Origin of the sequence: Sphingobium sp. CR28 (assembly GCF_052327305.1) — a bacterium.
Lineage (GTDB): Bacteria > Pseudomonadota > Alphaproteobacteria > Sphingomonadales > Sphingomonadaceae > Sphingobium.
Map to the genome: position 1 here is coordinate 2,630,746 of NZ_CP182486.1, position 13,932 is coordinate 2,644,677.

The window sequence follows — 13,932 nt, forward strand, 5'->3', positions numbered from 1 at the left end:
GCAGGGGGAACGGTCATGCTGAGTCGGACGGCCGAAAGCCTTTACTGGATGGCGCGCTATATGGAGCGGGCCGAGTCGACCGCGCGCCTGCTGACCATGGGGCAACGCATGGCAATATTGCCAGGCGCTCACCACCGCGACGAATGGCGATCAGTCATCCGAGTCACGAGTTGCGAAGATCGCTTTCCTTCAGGCGTGCAGGTGCGCGAGATCGACGTCGTCGAGGAGCTTCTGCTCAACATCGACAATCCCTCGTCCATTCGGGCCTGCCTTGCCAGGGCTCGCGCGAACGCGAAAGCTGTGCGGACCGCGCTGACACAAGACATGTGGGAAGCGATGAACGAGGGCTGGCGCAAGCTGGACAGCTATGACGTTGCCGAAGCGCGCCAGGATCTACCGTCGATTATCGACTGGGTGAAGACGCGGGCGATGACGTTCCGCGGTGCGACGGAAAGCGGGCATCTGCGTAACGAGGGCCATGACTTTCTGCGGCTGGGCGGAGCTCTGGAGCGCGCGCAGATGACGCTCCGGCTGCTCGACGTCAAATATTACGTCCTCCTGCCGGAGCTGGACGTGGTCGGCGGAACGCGTGACCATTATCAATGGACTTCGGTGCTTCACGCCTTATCCGGCAGCCGGGCCTATCATCATGTCTATGGCGGCTCTTACTCGCCTTGGCAGATCACAGATTTTCTTATGCTCAACCGGCAGTTCCCCCGGAGTGTGCTTTATTGCTTCGATCAAGTGGCCTATCGACTGCAGCGCCTCTCGGACCTGCACCAGAAGGAGGCTGCTTGCGACGCGCGCATCCGTGACATGGTCGGCGGTCTGACTGGAACCACAAGCGGCGAGATTTTCCGGCGTGGTCTGCATGAAATCGTCCAGCGGACGATCATGGACTCCAATCAGCTTGGCTTCGAGATCGCCGAAGCCTATCATTTCGGCTGAGCCGACGAAGGGGAATCGGACGGACTATGCGGCTCGGTATCCGCCACGAGACACGATATGACTATGAAGGCGGTGCCTCGGGCGCTGTCCTGCGTCTGCGTCTCATGCCCCGCGCAAGCGAGGGGCAAGGCATCGAGCGCTGGTTCGTCTCCGTAAATGGTGTCGCCGTGACGCGCTGGATCGCGACGAGCTATGGCGATCTGGAGGCGGTGTGGCGCGGTGATAGCCGCATGGAAGAGATCGTCGTTCTCGCGCAGGGCGTGGTGGAGACGCATGATCGCCATGGGATTTTTCGGGCGCGCGACGAGGATGTGAATCCGCAGGCCTTCCTGCGTGAGACTCCCCTGACGAAAGCTGATGACGCGATCCGCGCGCTGGCCGATGAGGTGAAGAACCCCGCCGATCCGGTCGCGGCACTTCATGCCTTATGCGCGCTTGTTCATGATCGCATCGACTATCGCGCCGGCGTCACCACGTCCGACACGACGGCGGCCGAAGCGCTCGCGCAGGGCAGCGGCGTCTGCCAGGATCAGGCGCATATCTTCGTGGCGGCGGCGCGGAGCATGGGGATTCCCGCTCGCTATGTGACGGGATACCTGCTCGACGACGCCCGGGAAGATGAGTCGCATGATCCCCATGGCTGGGCCGAGGCGCTGGTGCCGGGCCTCGGCTGGATCGGCTTCGACTGCACGCTCAAACTCAGTCCCACGGATCATCATGTGCGGCTGACCTGCGGCGTCGATGCATTGGACGCCGCCCCCATAAAGGGCGTCGCTCAGATGGGCGGGGAGCACAAGGTCAGCGCTGATGTGCAGATCGACCGCGCACCACCGGCTCAAAGCCAATCGCAACAACAGTGAAGACCGGCCAGACCGGCTTCGTCCCGAGCGGAGGGGAGCAGATGACCTATTGCGTTGCCGTGAGAGTGGATGCCGGACTGGTGATGCTGTCCGACACCCGCACCAACGCGGGCGTCGACAATATTGCGCGTTTCCGCAAAACGTTCACTTACGAAAATCCGGGTGAGCGCGCGATCGCGCTTATGACTTCGGGCAATCTCTCGGTGACGCAGGAAGTGAAGACGACACTGTCCCGCGCGATAAAGGAAAGCGAAGAGAATCCGGAAATCCAGACACTGCTCAATTGCCGCACGATGCACGATGCCGTGATGTTGGTGGGAGACGCCATGCGCAAGGTGAGGACGCGCATGCGGCAAGGCATGACATCCGCCGAACCAAGCATGTCCGCCAGCATTCTCGTCGCGGGTCAGCGCAAGGGCGGCAAGCAGCGGCTCTACATGGTCTATTCGGAAGGGAACTTCATCGAGGCCACGGCCGACACGCCGTTCTTCCAGATTGGCGAGCATAAATATGGCAAGCCGATCCTCGACCGGATCATCCGCCCGGAGACCAGCCTCAGCGATGCCGCCAAGGCGGTCTGCGTCTCGATGGACTCCACGCTGCGCTCAAACCTTTCGGTCGGTATGCCGCTCGACCTCACCATATTGCCAAGCGATGCGTGCGCGTTCAGCGTTCGCCGGCGCATTGAGCCGACTGATCCTGAGTTCGCGCGCATCTCCATGCAGTGGGGCATCGTGCTTCAGCAGGGCTTCGACTCGCTGCCATCCGTCATCGACTAGAATTGAGCCGAAAGGTGCGGGGGCGATCCCTCGCATCGCCGCTTGCCTCGAGCGATACGCATCCTATGTGGTGCGGTAACAGATTCACTGAAAGTATCGTCTCCATGACTGCCACTCACAGCGCGCGCATGATCATCCTCGGTTCAGGCCCTGCCGGCCTTTCCGCCGCTATTTATGCGGCGCGCGCCGGCATGGCGCCGATCGTGGTGCAGGGCATCCAGCCGGGCGGTCAGCTCACCATCACCACGGACGTGGAAAATTATCCCGGCTTTCGTGACGTGATCCAGGGGCCATGGCTGATGGAGCAGATGCAGGCGCAGGCCGAGCATGTCGGTGCGCAGATGATGTACGATCAGATCGTCGAGGTCGATCTCTCGCAGCGCCCCTTCCGCCTGATCGGCGACGGCGGCACCGTCTATTCGGGCGACACGCTGGTGATCGCGACCGGGGCGCAGGCGAAGTGGCTCGGGCTGGAAAGCGAAATGCTGCTTCAGGGCAAAGGCGTCTCTGCCTGCGCGACTTGCGATGGTTTCTTCTATCGCGGCAAGAAGGTTGTCGTCATCGGCGGCGGCAATACCGCGGTGGAGGAAGCGCTCTACCTCACCAATCACAGCCACGATGTGACGCTCATCCATCGACGGGACAGCTTGCGCGCGGAGAGGATCCTGCAGGATCGGCTCTTCGCGCATCCGCGCATCAAGGTGCTGTGGAACAAGGGCGTCAAGCGCTTCGTGGGCGGTGGAAACCCTGAGGGTCTGGTCGGCGTCGACCTGATCGATACGGTGACGGGCGAAGAGAGCCACGAACCGGCGGATGGCGGTTTCGTCGCGATCGGCCACAAGCCCGCGACCGAATTGTTCGAGGGCATTCTGCCGCTCGACGAGGGCTATGTCGTCGTCGAGAAGGGGACGACGCACACCAGCATTCCCGGCGTTTTCGCGGCGGGTGACGTGACCGACAAGATCTATCGTCAGGCCGTGACCGCCGCGGGCATGGGCTGCATGGCGGCGCTCGATGCCGAGCGGTTTCTTGCCGAGGCGGATTTCGAGGCGCGCGTCGACGCCTGACGGTGTGGGTGGGGCTCAGGCCCGCGTCTTGGCGCGCAGATAAGTCAGCAGACTTCCGAACGTCTCGAAGATTTCCGCATCGATCTCGTCATCCTCGATAAGGATGCCGAGTCGATCCTCCAGATCGGTAAGGAGCGTGGCAACGGCCATTGAGTCGAGTTCGGGAAGTGCACCGAAGAGTGCCGTGTCCGGGCCGAACGCGCTGACCTGCGCACGATCGACGCCGAGAACCTCGATGAGGCTCTCGCGAAGAGCTGTTTCGGCGTTGGCGGAACTCTGGATTGGCTTTTCGCCGGTCTGCACGGCTCACCTCGCTTACGAGATCATATAAGTTTGCCGAGCGTTCGGCTGGCGCTCCTCTAGGGCGGCGAGGGGGCGAGGGGAAGCGCTTTCCCACGGGAGATGCGTGTGCATCGATCTCCGTTCTACTTGCATCGGCCGTCCGGGTGATAAGACGGCAAGGTGATTCTGCCACTCGATCATTTGCCTGGCCTTGGCCATCCTGATGCGCCCGCGCTGCTGCTGCGAGACCGGACCGTGACATTCGCGGAGCTGGAGGCGATGACCGGGCGCCTGGCAAGGTGGCTTAGTGCGCGCGATCTGCCAGAAGGGAGCCGCATCGCCGCGTGGTTGCCCAAGGGGCTGGTCGCTGCCGTCCTGCCGCTGAGCGTGGCGCGGGCGGGGCATGTCTATGTGCCGATCAATCCGCTGCTGAAGCCGGGGCAGGTCCGGCATATCGTTTCTGACGCGGAGGCGGCGATGCTGATTTCGCAGCCTGCCCGGCTCGCTGGGCTGGGGCAAGCGGACCTGCTGCACGATTGGGAGGCGCACGAGGACGGGGCGATCCTGGCGATACTCGACGACAAAGAGGCGGCTCGCGCGGAACCTTCGGAAGGGTCGCCCGATGCGCTTTGCGAAATCCTCTACACGTCCGGTTCCACGGGCCGGCCCAAGGGCGTGATGCTCTCCCACGCGAACCTCATGATCGGGGCGCGATCCGTGGCGACATATCTCGACCTGAAACGGGACGACCGCACGCTAGCTGTGCTGCCGCTGAGCTTCGATTACGGCCAGAACCAGCTTTTTTCGACCTGGTGGGCTGGCGCAGCGGTCGCGCCGATGGACTATCTCACCCCGCGCGATGTGGTGAAGGCATGTTTGCGATGGGACATCACGACGCTGGCGGGTGTGCCGCCGCTATGGGTGCAACTGGTGGAGGCGCAATGGCCTGGTGAGGCAACCACGGCGCTGCGGCGCATAACCAATAGCGGGGGAGCACTCAGCCGTAAGTTGGTCGCCCGGCTCCGGGAGACATTTCCGGATGTGGACATCTACGCCATGTACGGCCTGACCGAGGCATTTCGATCGACCTATCTGCCGCCCGCTTTGCTCGACGATCATCCCACAAGCATGGGACGGGCGATCCCCGATGCGGAAATCCTCGTCGTGCGGCCAGACGGGAGCAATACGGCGGATGGAGAGGCTGGCGAACTCGTCCACTGCGGGCCGCTGGTGGCGAGGGGATATTGGCGGGATGAAGAACGCACAGCCGGGCGGTTTCGTCCCGCGCCGCTCGCATCGACCTCTGGCGGCATTGCGGTCTGGTCGGGCGATACCGTGGTTCGGGACGCCGATGGCCTGCTCTATTTCGTAGGGCGGGACGACGCGATGATCAAAAGCGCAGGGAACCGCGTTAGCCCCACGGAGATCGAGGAAGCGGCGCTCGCCGTTCCGGATGTTGCCGAAGCAATGGCCTTTGGCCGGGAAGACGAACGGCTGGGACAGTCGATTATCCTCGCCCTCCGCCCGAATATGTCCGCCGGAGCCGATCTGGAGCAAAAAGTTGCGGCCGCGCTGAAGGAGGCGCTCCCCACCTTCATGCAGCCAGCCGAGATCCGGATCATGGACCACTTCCCCCGCAACGCGAACGGCAAGCTCGACCGGGCGGCGATCATCCGCGAGACAGTGGAGACCCAGCCATGACCACGGATGGGATCAAAGCGAAACCGATGGGCCCCATCCCTCCGGGCTTTGCGAGCGAGGAAGGGATGCTGCTGATCGGCGGCGTTGGCGTGGGCGCACTTGCGCATGAGGCCGGGGGAACGCCGTTCTTCGCCTATGATGCCGGACTGATCGACGCCCGGCTGGCCGCCCTGCGTGCGGCTATGCCGGATGCGCTGGACATCCACTATGCGATCAAGGCGAACCCCTTCGCGCCGTTGCTGGCACATATGGCCGGGCGTGTGGATGGCTTCGACATTGCGTCAGGCGGCGAAATGGAGATGGCGCTGGCCGCAGGGATGGCCGCGGACAGGATCAGTTTCGCGGGGCCGGGCAAACGCGACGCCGAACTTGAAGGCGCAATCAGGGCTGCCGTCACGCTCAATGTGGAAAGCGAAGGCGAGGCGGAGCGGGCGCTGGCAATTGCAAATCGCCTTGGCAAGGCGCCGAGGCTGGCGGTGCGCGTCAATCCGGACTTCGATCTCAAGGGTTCCGGCATGCACATGGGCGGGCGGGCCAGTCCATTTGGCGTGGATGCGGACAGGGCAGCGCCGCTCGCCAGCCGGCTGATCGACGCCGGTGCGATCTGGCGGGGCTGGCATATTTTTGCGGGCAGTCAGGCGCTGGACAGTGAAGCAATCATCGCTGCGCAGGATGCCACGGTGGCGCTGGCCGAACGACTGACGGAGGCCGTCGGCGCATCGCCGCCGCTCGTCAATCTGGGCGGCGGGCTGGGTGTCCCCTATTTTCCGGGGGACGAACCGGTCGATCTTCCCAATATCGGTGCTGCACTGGCGGAGCGGCTGGAGCGGCGTTCGGCATCCCTCAAGGACTGCCGCTTCGCGATAGAGCTTGGGCGCTATCTCGTCGCGGAAGCAGGAGTCTATCTCACTCGTCTCGTTGATGTGAAGCAGAGCCGCGGGGAGCGGTTTGCGATCGTGGACGGCGGCTTGCATCATCAGCTTGCGGCATCCGGGAATTTTGGAACGGTGGTGCGCCGTAACTATCCTCTCGCGATCGCCAACCGTATCGGCGAGCCCCTCTCGCCCGAGCCTGTGACGATCGTCGGTTGCCTTTGCACCCCGCTCGATCGTCTGGGCGACAGGCTGGCTCTGCCGGAGGTCGCAGTGGGCGATCTCGTCGCCATTTTTCTGGCGGGCGCCTATGGGGCCTCAGCGAGCCCGGAGCGATTTTTGGGCCATGAGCAAGCTCCGGAACTCCTTGTGCGTATGGACGAAGCGTGATGGCGTCCACGGCGCGTATCGGCTCCTGTCGGTTGGACAAGCCGGACCTGTCTGATAGCGTTCGCGCCGTCGTCGCCTGTCACCGGTCCCGGAGACCCGACCAGAATGTATGATCGATACTATAATTTTGCTGGTCGGCCCTTTCAGCTCACGCCGGACCCGCGTTTCTATTTTGAGAGCCTCACGCATCGCAAGGCGATGTCCTATCTCGGCTATGGTCTGGCCCAAGGCGAGGGCTTCATTATCGTCACGGGAGATGTGGGCGCGGGAAAGACGACGCTGGTCGGCCACCTCATGGCGACAATCGATCCGCAGCGCCTTACGGCCGTCAAGGTTGTCCCAACACAGGTGGACGGAGAGAATATGCTGCGCCTTACCGCGCAGTCGCTTGGCATAGTGACGGACCAAGCCGAGAAGGCGCATCTACTAAGCCGCATCGAAGCTTTTCTCCATCAGCAAGCGCGGGCAGGGCGCCGCACGCTTCTCATTGTCGATGAAGCTCAGAGTCTAGGTCATGAAGCGCTGGAAGAGCTGCGGGTGCTCAGTAATTTCCATCTCGGGGGGCAGGCGCTGCTGCAGATTTTTCTGCTCGGCCAGCCCGAGTTCCGGGACACGATTGCCGGGGTCGAAGGGCTCGAGCAAATCCGCCAGCGGGTCATCGCCACCCATCATCTCGACCCGATGCGGGAGGATGAAGTCGGAGCCTATATCGAGCATCGGCTGAAGGTCGTAGGCTGGACAGGAAACCCACGCTTTACGCCGGGTGCATATGCGCTGCTCGCGCGATCGAGCGGCGGGTTGCCGAGGCGACTCAATGCGCTGGTGAGCCGCGTGCTCCTGCTTGGCGCTATCGACCATCTTGAGCTCATCGACGAGCGCCTTGTGGAGACGGTGATCGCCGATCCAGGCAGCGATGGGCCAGATGCAAGATCGGGGAACATCATAGCGACCGTTCAGGACAATTTACCGGATGGAGAAGCCGCGATCGCGGAGGTGCGAGCCGTGCGACACGATGTGCAGGCGCTCAACGGGACGAATGGCGAGCAGGAAGGCAACGCGCGGGATATGGCTCCGGTGCTTGCGCGCATCGAAGCGCGCCTGGCGCGGGTCGAGGCGCGCATTGAGGAGCAGGACGAGGTGCTTCGCCGGGTTCTCGCTCGTCTGGTCGAATGGGCGGAGCGGGACGATGGCCAGGGGCCATTGCCCAACCGCGCTGCCTGAGACGCGGCACCCTTACGGTTCGCCTACACCGGCGAGCGGAAAGCAGGCTGACCATCGCCTCGTGATCGACTAGGGCTTTTGTCATGAGCGGCATCGCGGGCATTTTTCACGTGCAGACGGCCAAGCCCGTCGACGAGGCGCGGGTGCGCGCTATGCTCGGCGTGATGGCCCATCGCGGGCCGGACGGCACGGGGCTGTGGTCTGCGCCCGGCATCGGGTTGGGGCATGTGCGCCTTTCCGTCATAGACGCGGGCGGCGGCGCGCGACCAATGGCGACGGCTGACGGCCAGATCGTCGTGACTTGTGATGGCGAGATTTACAATGTCGCGCCCCTGCGCGCCGAGCTGGAAGCGCTGGGCCATCGCTTCCGCACCAGCAGCGATACCGAAGTGATCCTCCATGGATGGCGGCAATGGGGCGAGGCATGTGTCGAGCGGTTTGAGGGCATCTTTGCGTTCGCGCTGCACGACAGCGCCACTCACTCGCTGTTCCTCGCGCGGGACAGGTTTGGCGTAAAGCCGCTGCACTACGCCATGCTGGCCGACGGGAGCCTCATCTTCGCGTCCGAGCTCAAAGGCCTGCTTGCGCACCCTGCCATGCGCCGCCTACCCAATCTCGCGGCGATCGAGGACTATCTCGCTTATGGCTATGTGCCCGACGACACATGTGTCGTGAACGGCGTGGCCAAGCTGCCGGCGGGACATTTGATGCGGCTGGTGCGCGGCAAGTCGATGCCATCCTCGCGCCCCTATTGGGATATCAGCTTTGCGGACCGGACGAAAGCGAAGCCCGCCGCGCTGGAGGAGGAGCTGACAGCGCTGCTGCGCGGCGCCGTGCGGGCTCGAATGGTCGCGGACGCGCCCGTCGGCGCTCTCCTTTCCGGCGGGGTGGACAGCTCAGCGGTGGTGGCGCTTATGGCCGAGACGGGCCGAAGTGCGGTGAAAACCTGCACGATCGGCTTCGATATGCCCGCGCTGGACGAGACGCCTTATGCCGAGCGCATCGCAAGGCGTTTCGGAACGGCGCATCACAGCCGTGTTTCTACCGAAGAATTCGGCCTGATCGACCGACTGGCAGATCATCTCGACGAGCCGTTTGCGGACGCCTCCGCGCTGCCCACCTATCAGGCGGCTGCGCTTGCTCGCGAAGTTATGACAGTCGCGCTCTCGGGCGACGGCGCGGACGAAGTCTTTGCGGGTCATCGCCGTCACCTGCTCCAGCACCGTGAGGAGCGGAATCGCGCGTGGTTGCCGTCGGCTATCCGCCGATCGATGCTCGGTCCGCTGGGGCGCCTCTATCCAGCTGCCGATTTGGCGCCGCGTCCGCTGCGCATGAGGGAGCGGCTACTCGGTCTCGCGCGGGACGGCGCGGAGGCTTATGCGGAGAGGAGCTGCGTGACGTCCGCTGCGGTTCGTGCGGTGCTTTGGAATGATCATGGCCGCGCTGCCTTTTCGGGCCACCGCCCGGAGGATCGCTATGTGAAGGCAATGGCGAATGCACCGGCCCGGAGCTCCATCGACCGAGCCCAATATGCCGACATCAAGCTGTGCCTGCCGGGCAGCACGCTCACCAGACTGGACCGGATCGGTGCGGCGGTCGGCTTGCAGATGCGTGAGCCGATGCTCGACCATCGCCTCGCCGAATTCGCGGCGCGGCTGCCGGTGTCCATGCGTCTCCACGGCGCCACGGGCAAATATCTACTGAAGAAGGCAATGGAGCCAATGCTCCCCGCCGATGTCCTCTATCGTCCGCAGAGGGGCTGGGAGATGCCGGTCAGTCAGTGGTTCCGCGGCGGCCTAGCGAACGAGGCGCGCGCGGTTGCCGGCGGGTCGGCGCTGGCGCGCACGGACTGGTTCGACATGAAGCGGATTGCCCGACTGGCCGAGCAGCACCGCAGCGGAGCGGCCGATCACGGCCCTCTGCTGTGGCAACTCCTCATGCTGGACAAGGCGATCGAGCGGCTTTTCGGGGCGCGCTGATCCGCGGTCATATCATGCCCGGCCAGCGGCGTTCACACGTCCGCTCCGGCCCGGGTTATCCGAGGGCGTGGACTGAAGAAGAGGGAAAAGCTCGGCTTCCTCCCGCTCGATACGGGCCAGCAAAGCCTGCTCGACTGCGACTGTCTGGGCGCGGAAGGCCTCGCCGTCCTCTCGAATGCGCGCCACCGTCCAGTAACTGAGATAATGGCGCCATTTATCGGCAAGATCACCGACTTCGGCGGAGATGAGGTGGGCCGTCGACGCCGTGCCGCGATCGCCGGATGATATGAGCGCGGGGTAAACCAGCCGATCCTCCTTCGCGAGATGGGCAAGCAGAATGCGATTGATCTTCCAGCGCAGCGCGGAAACCTCCTCTGTGTTTCCTCCCTCGCTGGCGGCGCGCAACTGCGCCATGAGCCCCTTAACCATTTTATGCTCTTCGATCAGTTCGCTTGCACGCATGTTTTGCTCCCGTGCCCTGCCGTTCTGTCGACGCTGGGCGTGGTTGGAGCTTGGCGGAGAAATCGTTCACGAGAAGTGAAGATAGTACGCGTCTGCTTCAATCGCTCGGATAGTTCGCGCCGATGAAGAAGAGGCCATCCGGGCAGGCATTATGGCCCAGCGCGGCGCGATCGCGCGCCTCCAACGCCGCGCCCATGTCCGCGACCGACCAGTGCCCGAGGCCGACGAGCGAGAGGCAGCCGACCATCGAGCGCACCTGATGATGGAGGAAGCTGCGGGCTGCGGCGTGGACATAGACGCGCTCGCCCGTGCGGACCACGTCAAGCTGGTCCAGCGTGCGTATCGGGCTGTCTGCCTGACAGGACGAGGAGCGGAACGTCGTGAAGTCGTGACGGCCGATCAGGAGGTTTGCGGCGGCTTGCATCCGTGCCTCGTCGAGCGGCTGGGGAACGCGCCATGCTAGGCCGGACTCCCAGGTGAGCGGCGCGCGGCGGTTGACGATGCGATACTCATAGCGCCGGCCGACGCAGGAAAAGCGCGCATGCCAGTCCTCGCTGACTTCCTCGCAGGCGTTGATGGCGACCGGATCCGGCCGCAGATGCGCGTTGAGTGCTTCCATCAGGCGAAAGGGTGCGATGGCGTAGTCGAGATCGACATGCGCGCGCATTGCGAGCGCATGGACACCCGCGTCGGTGCGGCCAGCGCAGTGAACCACCGGAATGTCACCGGTGATCCGCCCCAGCGCTTCCTCGATGGCCTGCTGCACACTCGGCCCATGCGCTTGACGCTGCCAGCCCATGAAGGGGCGGCCATCATATTCTATCTTGAAAGCGAAGCGGGTCAAGGGCGCGCTCAGCCGAGCCGGGTGCCGGCGGGGATCGGGAAACCGCGCAAAAGCTCCTGCGCTGTCATTGGAGACTTGCCGGCGCGCTGGACGAGCGTGGGGCGGACGGCGCCGGAGCCGCAGCCAATCGCCAACTGATCGTCTATGACGATCCCCGGCTCCGTGGCGAAAGATACATCGGCATGATCGTGGGGATGGCTCAGGACGTTGGCGGTGAGGATCTTGATTCGCTCGCCCTCATGCTCGAACCATGCGCCGGGCACTGGGTTAAAGGCGCGAACTTGTCGATCTACGGCGATAGCACCGGCCGAGAAATCGACTCGGCTCTCTGCCTTGTCGATCTTTGCGGCGTAGGTCACGCCAGCTTCGCGCTGGATCTCCTGCGGATGGTTTGGGAGGTCGGCCAGTACGTTGACGAGCAGTTCTGCGCCTAGCGATGACAACCGATGCGTGAGATTGCCTGCCGTATCATAGGGACCAATCGGCGTCTTTACCGTCGCGAGCATCGGTCCGGTGTCGAGCCCGGCCTCCATCTGCATGATGGTGACGCCAGTCTCCTTGTCGCCCGCGAGAATAGCCCGCTGGATGGGCGCGGCACCGCGCCAGCGCGGTAACAACGAGGCATGGACATTGATGCAACCATGGACGGGGGCGTCTAGGATCGCGCGAGGGAGGATGAGGCCATAGGCGGCGACAACAGCGACGTCGGCGCCGAGCGCAGCAAAAAGCGCCCGTTCCTCCGCATCGCGGAGCGTCACGGGATGGCGCACCTCAATGCCCAGAGCCTCGGCGCGAATCTGCACAGGGCCGGGCCTTGGCGCCTTGCCTCGCCCTGCCGGACGCGGCGGCTGCGTGTAAACCGCGACGATGTCATGACCCGCCGCGACCAGCGCGTCGAGCGTCGGCACCGCGAAATCCGGCGTTCCCATGAAGATGATGCGCATGGACCTTCTCAAACGCTTGTAAGCGCTGAGCGCAAGGCTAAATCGATTGGTCATGTCTTCCCCGGAGATCGATGCGCTCACGCAAGCGCTTTCCAGGCTGCCCGGCCTAGGCCCCCGCTCGGCCCGCCGCGCGGTGCTGCATCTGCTCCAGCGGCGCGAAAGCGCGCTGCGGCCGCTCCTGCGCGCGCTGGAGGATGTGGACGCGAACATGGTCCACTGCCAGATCTGCGGCAATGTCGATACGCAGGACCCCTGTGGGATCTGCGCCGATCCGCGCCGGGACGCGCGGGCGCTCTGCGTGGTCGAGGATGTGGCCGACCTCTGGGCGCTGGACAAGTCGCGGCTCTTCCCCGGCCGGTTCCATGTGCTGGGCGGGCGGCTCTCCGCGCTCGATGGCGTGCGGCCTGAGGACCTCGCCATTGCGCCGCTCGTCTCCCGCGTGGCGGCGGGCGGCATCGACGAGGTGGTGCTGGCGATGAACGCGACGCTTGAGGGGCAGACGACGGCGCACTACATCGCCGAGCGGCTGGAGCCCTATCCTGTCCGCCTCACGCAGCTCGCCCATGGCGTCCCGGTGGGCGGGGAACTCGACTATCTCGACGAAGGAACGCTCGCCCAGGCCCTGCGTGCCCGCCGTCCCGTCACCTGACGATCAGATCTTCGTGCCGAAGGGCGTGAAGTCTGTGGTCTCGTCGAACACGTCCAGCCCTTCGGCGCGCTTGAGCCGGTTGACGACAAGATAGGTGAGCGGAGTCAGCGCGGCCTCCCACGCGGTCTTGAGCAGGAACTGCGAGACGATCACTTGCCCCAGCTGCTCGATCGGCCAGCCGGCAAGCCCATAAAAGGCAAGCGGATAGAAGATGAGGCTATCCAGCCCCTGACCCACGACCGTCGAGCCGATGGTGCGCATCCACAAATGCTTGCCTTGCGTGAGGATCTTCATGCGCGCGAGCACGAAGCTGTTTGCGAACTCGCCGGCCCAGAAGGCAGTCATGGAGGCAAGGACGATGCGCCAGCCATTGCCGAACACGCTTTCGTAAGCGGACTGGCCGGGCCAGCCCGGCGCGGGCGGCAGCGCCACGACGATCCACGCCATCACGGCGTAGAAGAGCAGCGCGCCGAAGCCGGCCCAGATCACCCGGCGCGCACGGGCGTAACCATAGACCTCCGTCAGCACATCGCCGATGATGTAGCTGAACGGGAAGAAGAAGACGCCCGCGCCGAACACCCACGGCCCATAGAAAGGCAGCGTGACCATGGCCGGCTTGGACGCGCCGACGATGTTCGAGAGAAGGAGGATGGCGACGAAGGCCGCCATGAACAGATCATAATAGCGCAACGCACGCCCGCGCAGGGCACCGGCATCGACACGAGCGAGGGGCGTGGTGGTCATCGCGCTTCTTGTATCCGTGCGGTTAGTCCGCGCAAGCGGGCGAATGCCGCATAAGGCATAGCGATCAACTTGGCTTTTGCGTCCGCCGCCATTTGCACTAAGGGGAGCCTCACGCGTCCGTAGCTCAGCTGGATAGAGCACATGCCTTCTAAGCCTGTGGTCGTTGGTTCGAATCCAACCGGGCGCGCCA

At 64.2% G+C, this 13,932-nt stretch carries 14 protein-coding genes and 1 tRNA gene; 10 read left to right on the plus strand and 5 right to left on the minus strand.

What is annotated here, in order from left to right; all coding sequences use genetic code 11:
* Positions 1-15 precede the first annotated feature (15 nt).
* The 4 genes from ACNAOH_RS12685 to trxB all read left to right on the plus strand — a co-directional run bounded on the left by ACNAOH_RS12685 (position 16) and on the right by trxB (position 3,654).
* Positions 16-948 carry an alpha-E domain-containing protein gene (locus ACNAOH_RS12685; protein ID WP_443970522.1) on the plus strand — a complete coding sequence of 311 codons (933 nt, stop codon included), beginning with the start codon at positions 16-18 and terminating at the stop codon, positions 946-948.
* A gap of 26 nt (positions 949-974) precedes the next feature.
* The gene (locus ACNAOH_RS12690) at positions 975-1,808 is read left to right on the plus strand and encodes a transglutaminase family protein (protein WP_443970523.1); all 834 of its coding nucleotides are present in this window, start codon (positions 975-977) and stop codon (positions 1,806-1,808) included.
* Between the two features lie 41 nt (positions 1,809-1,849).
* On the plus strand, positions 1,850-2,587 hold the full coding sequence (locus tag ACNAOH_RS12695; RefSeq protein WP_443972140.1) for a peptidase: 738 nt from the start codon (positions 1,850-1,852) through the stop codon (positions 2,585-2,587).
* Positions 2,588-2,691: 104 nt separating this feature from the next.
* Complete coding sequence (gene trxB, locus ACNAOH_RS12700; RefSeq protein WP_443970524.1) at positions 2,692-3,654, plus strand: thioredoxin-disulfide reductase; 963 nt, start codon at positions 2,692-2,694, stop codon at positions 3,652-3,654.
* A gap of 15 nt (positions 3,655-3,669) precedes the next feature.
* On the opposite strand, the gene ACNAOH_RS12705 is transcribed toward trxB, so the two are convergent.
* Complete coding sequence (locus ACNAOH_RS12705; RefSeq protein ID WP_443970525.1) at positions 3,670-3,957, minus strand: acyl carrier protein; 288 nt, start codon at positions 3,955-3,957, stop codon at positions 3,670-3,672.
* Positions 3,958-4,116: 159 nt separating this feature from the next.
* Between ACNAOH_RS12705 and ACNAOH_RS12710 the strand changes: the two genes are divergently transcribed.
* From ACNAOH_RS12710 to asnB, 4 genes are all read left to right on the plus strand, one after another.
* Positions 4,117-5,637 carry an acyl-CoA ligase (AMP-forming), exosortase A system-associated gene (locus ACNAOH_RS12710; RefSeq protein WP_443970526.1) on the plus strand — a complete coding sequence of 507 codons (1,521 nt, stop codon included), beginning with the start codon at positions 4,117-4,119 and terminating at the stop codon, positions 5,635-5,637.
* 26 nt (positions 5,638-5,663) lie between these two features.
* On the plus strand, positions 5,664-6,899 hold the full coding sequence (locus ACNAOH_RS12715) for a pyridoxal-dependent decarboxylase, exosortase A system-associated (RefSeq protein ID WP_443970527.1): 1,236 nt from the start codon (positions 5,664-5,666) through the stop codon (positions 6,897-6,899).
* Positions 6,900-7,004: 105 nt separating this feature from the next.
* Positions 7,005-8,120: an AAA family ATPase gene (locus ACNAOH_RS12720; protein WP_443970528.1), complete on the plus strand. Its 1,116-nt coding sequence runs from the start codon at positions 7,005-7,007 to the stop codon at positions 8,118-8,120.
* An 83-nt stretch (positions 8,121-8,203) separates the two neighbouring features.
* Positions 8,204-10,099 carry an asparagine synthase (glutamine-hydrolyzing) gene (asnB, locus tag ACNAOH_RS12725; RefSeq protein ID WP_443970529.1) on the plus strand — a complete coding sequence of 632 codons (1,896 nt, stop codon included), beginning with the start codon at positions 8,204-8,206 and terminating at the stop codon, positions 10,097-10,099.
* A 12-nt stretch (positions 10,100-10,111) separates the two neighbouring features.
* Here asnB and ACNAOH_RS12730 read toward each other — a convergent pair whose 3' ends face one another.
* The 3 genes from ACNAOH_RS12730 to fmt form a co-directional block, all read right to left on the minus strand.
* On the minus strand, positions 10,112-10,561 hold the full coding sequence (locus ACNAOH_RS12730; RefSeq protein ID WP_443970530.1) for a hemerythrin domain-containing protein: 450 nt from the start codon (positions 10,559-10,561) through the stop codon (positions 10,112-10,114).
* A 97-nt stretch (positions 10,562-10,658) separates the two neighbouring features.
* Positions 10,659-11,405 carry a tRNA pseudouridine(38-40) synthase TruA gene (gene truA / locus ACNAOH_RS12735; RefSeq protein ID WP_443970531.1) on the minus strand — a complete coding sequence of 249 codons (747 nt, stop codon included), beginning with the start codon at positions 11,403-11,405 and terminating at the stop codon, positions 10,659-10,661.
* Between the two features lie 8 nt (positions 11,406-11,413).
* Complete coding sequence (fmt, locus tag ACNAOH_RS12740; RefSeq protein WP_443970532.1) at positions 11,414-12,349, minus strand: methionyl-tRNA formyltransferase; 936 nt, start codon at positions 12,347-12,349, stop codon at positions 11,414-11,416.
* 52 nt (positions 12,350-12,401) lie between these two features.
* Here fmt and recR point away from each other — a divergent pair, with 52 nt between their 5' ends.
* Positions 12,402-12,998: a recombination mediator RecR gene (gene recR, locus ACNAOH_RS12745; protein WP_443970533.1), complete on the plus strand. Its 597-nt coding sequence runs from the start codon at positions 12,402-12,404 to the stop codon at positions 12,996-12,998.
* 3 nt (positions 12,999-13,001) lie between these two features.
* On the opposite strand, the gene ACNAOH_RS12750 is transcribed toward recR, so the two are convergent.
* Positions 13,002-13,742, minus strand: a complete 741-nt coding sequence (locus ACNAOH_RS12750; protein WP_443970534.1) for a queuosine precursor transporter — start codon at positions 13,740-13,742, stop codon at positions 13,002-13,004.
* A 113-nt stretch (positions 13,743-13,855) separates the two neighbouring features.
* Here ACNAOH_RS12750 and ACNAOH_RS12755 point away from each other — a divergent pair.
* Positions 13,856-13,932, plus strand: a tRNA-Arg gene (locus tag ACNAOH_RS12755).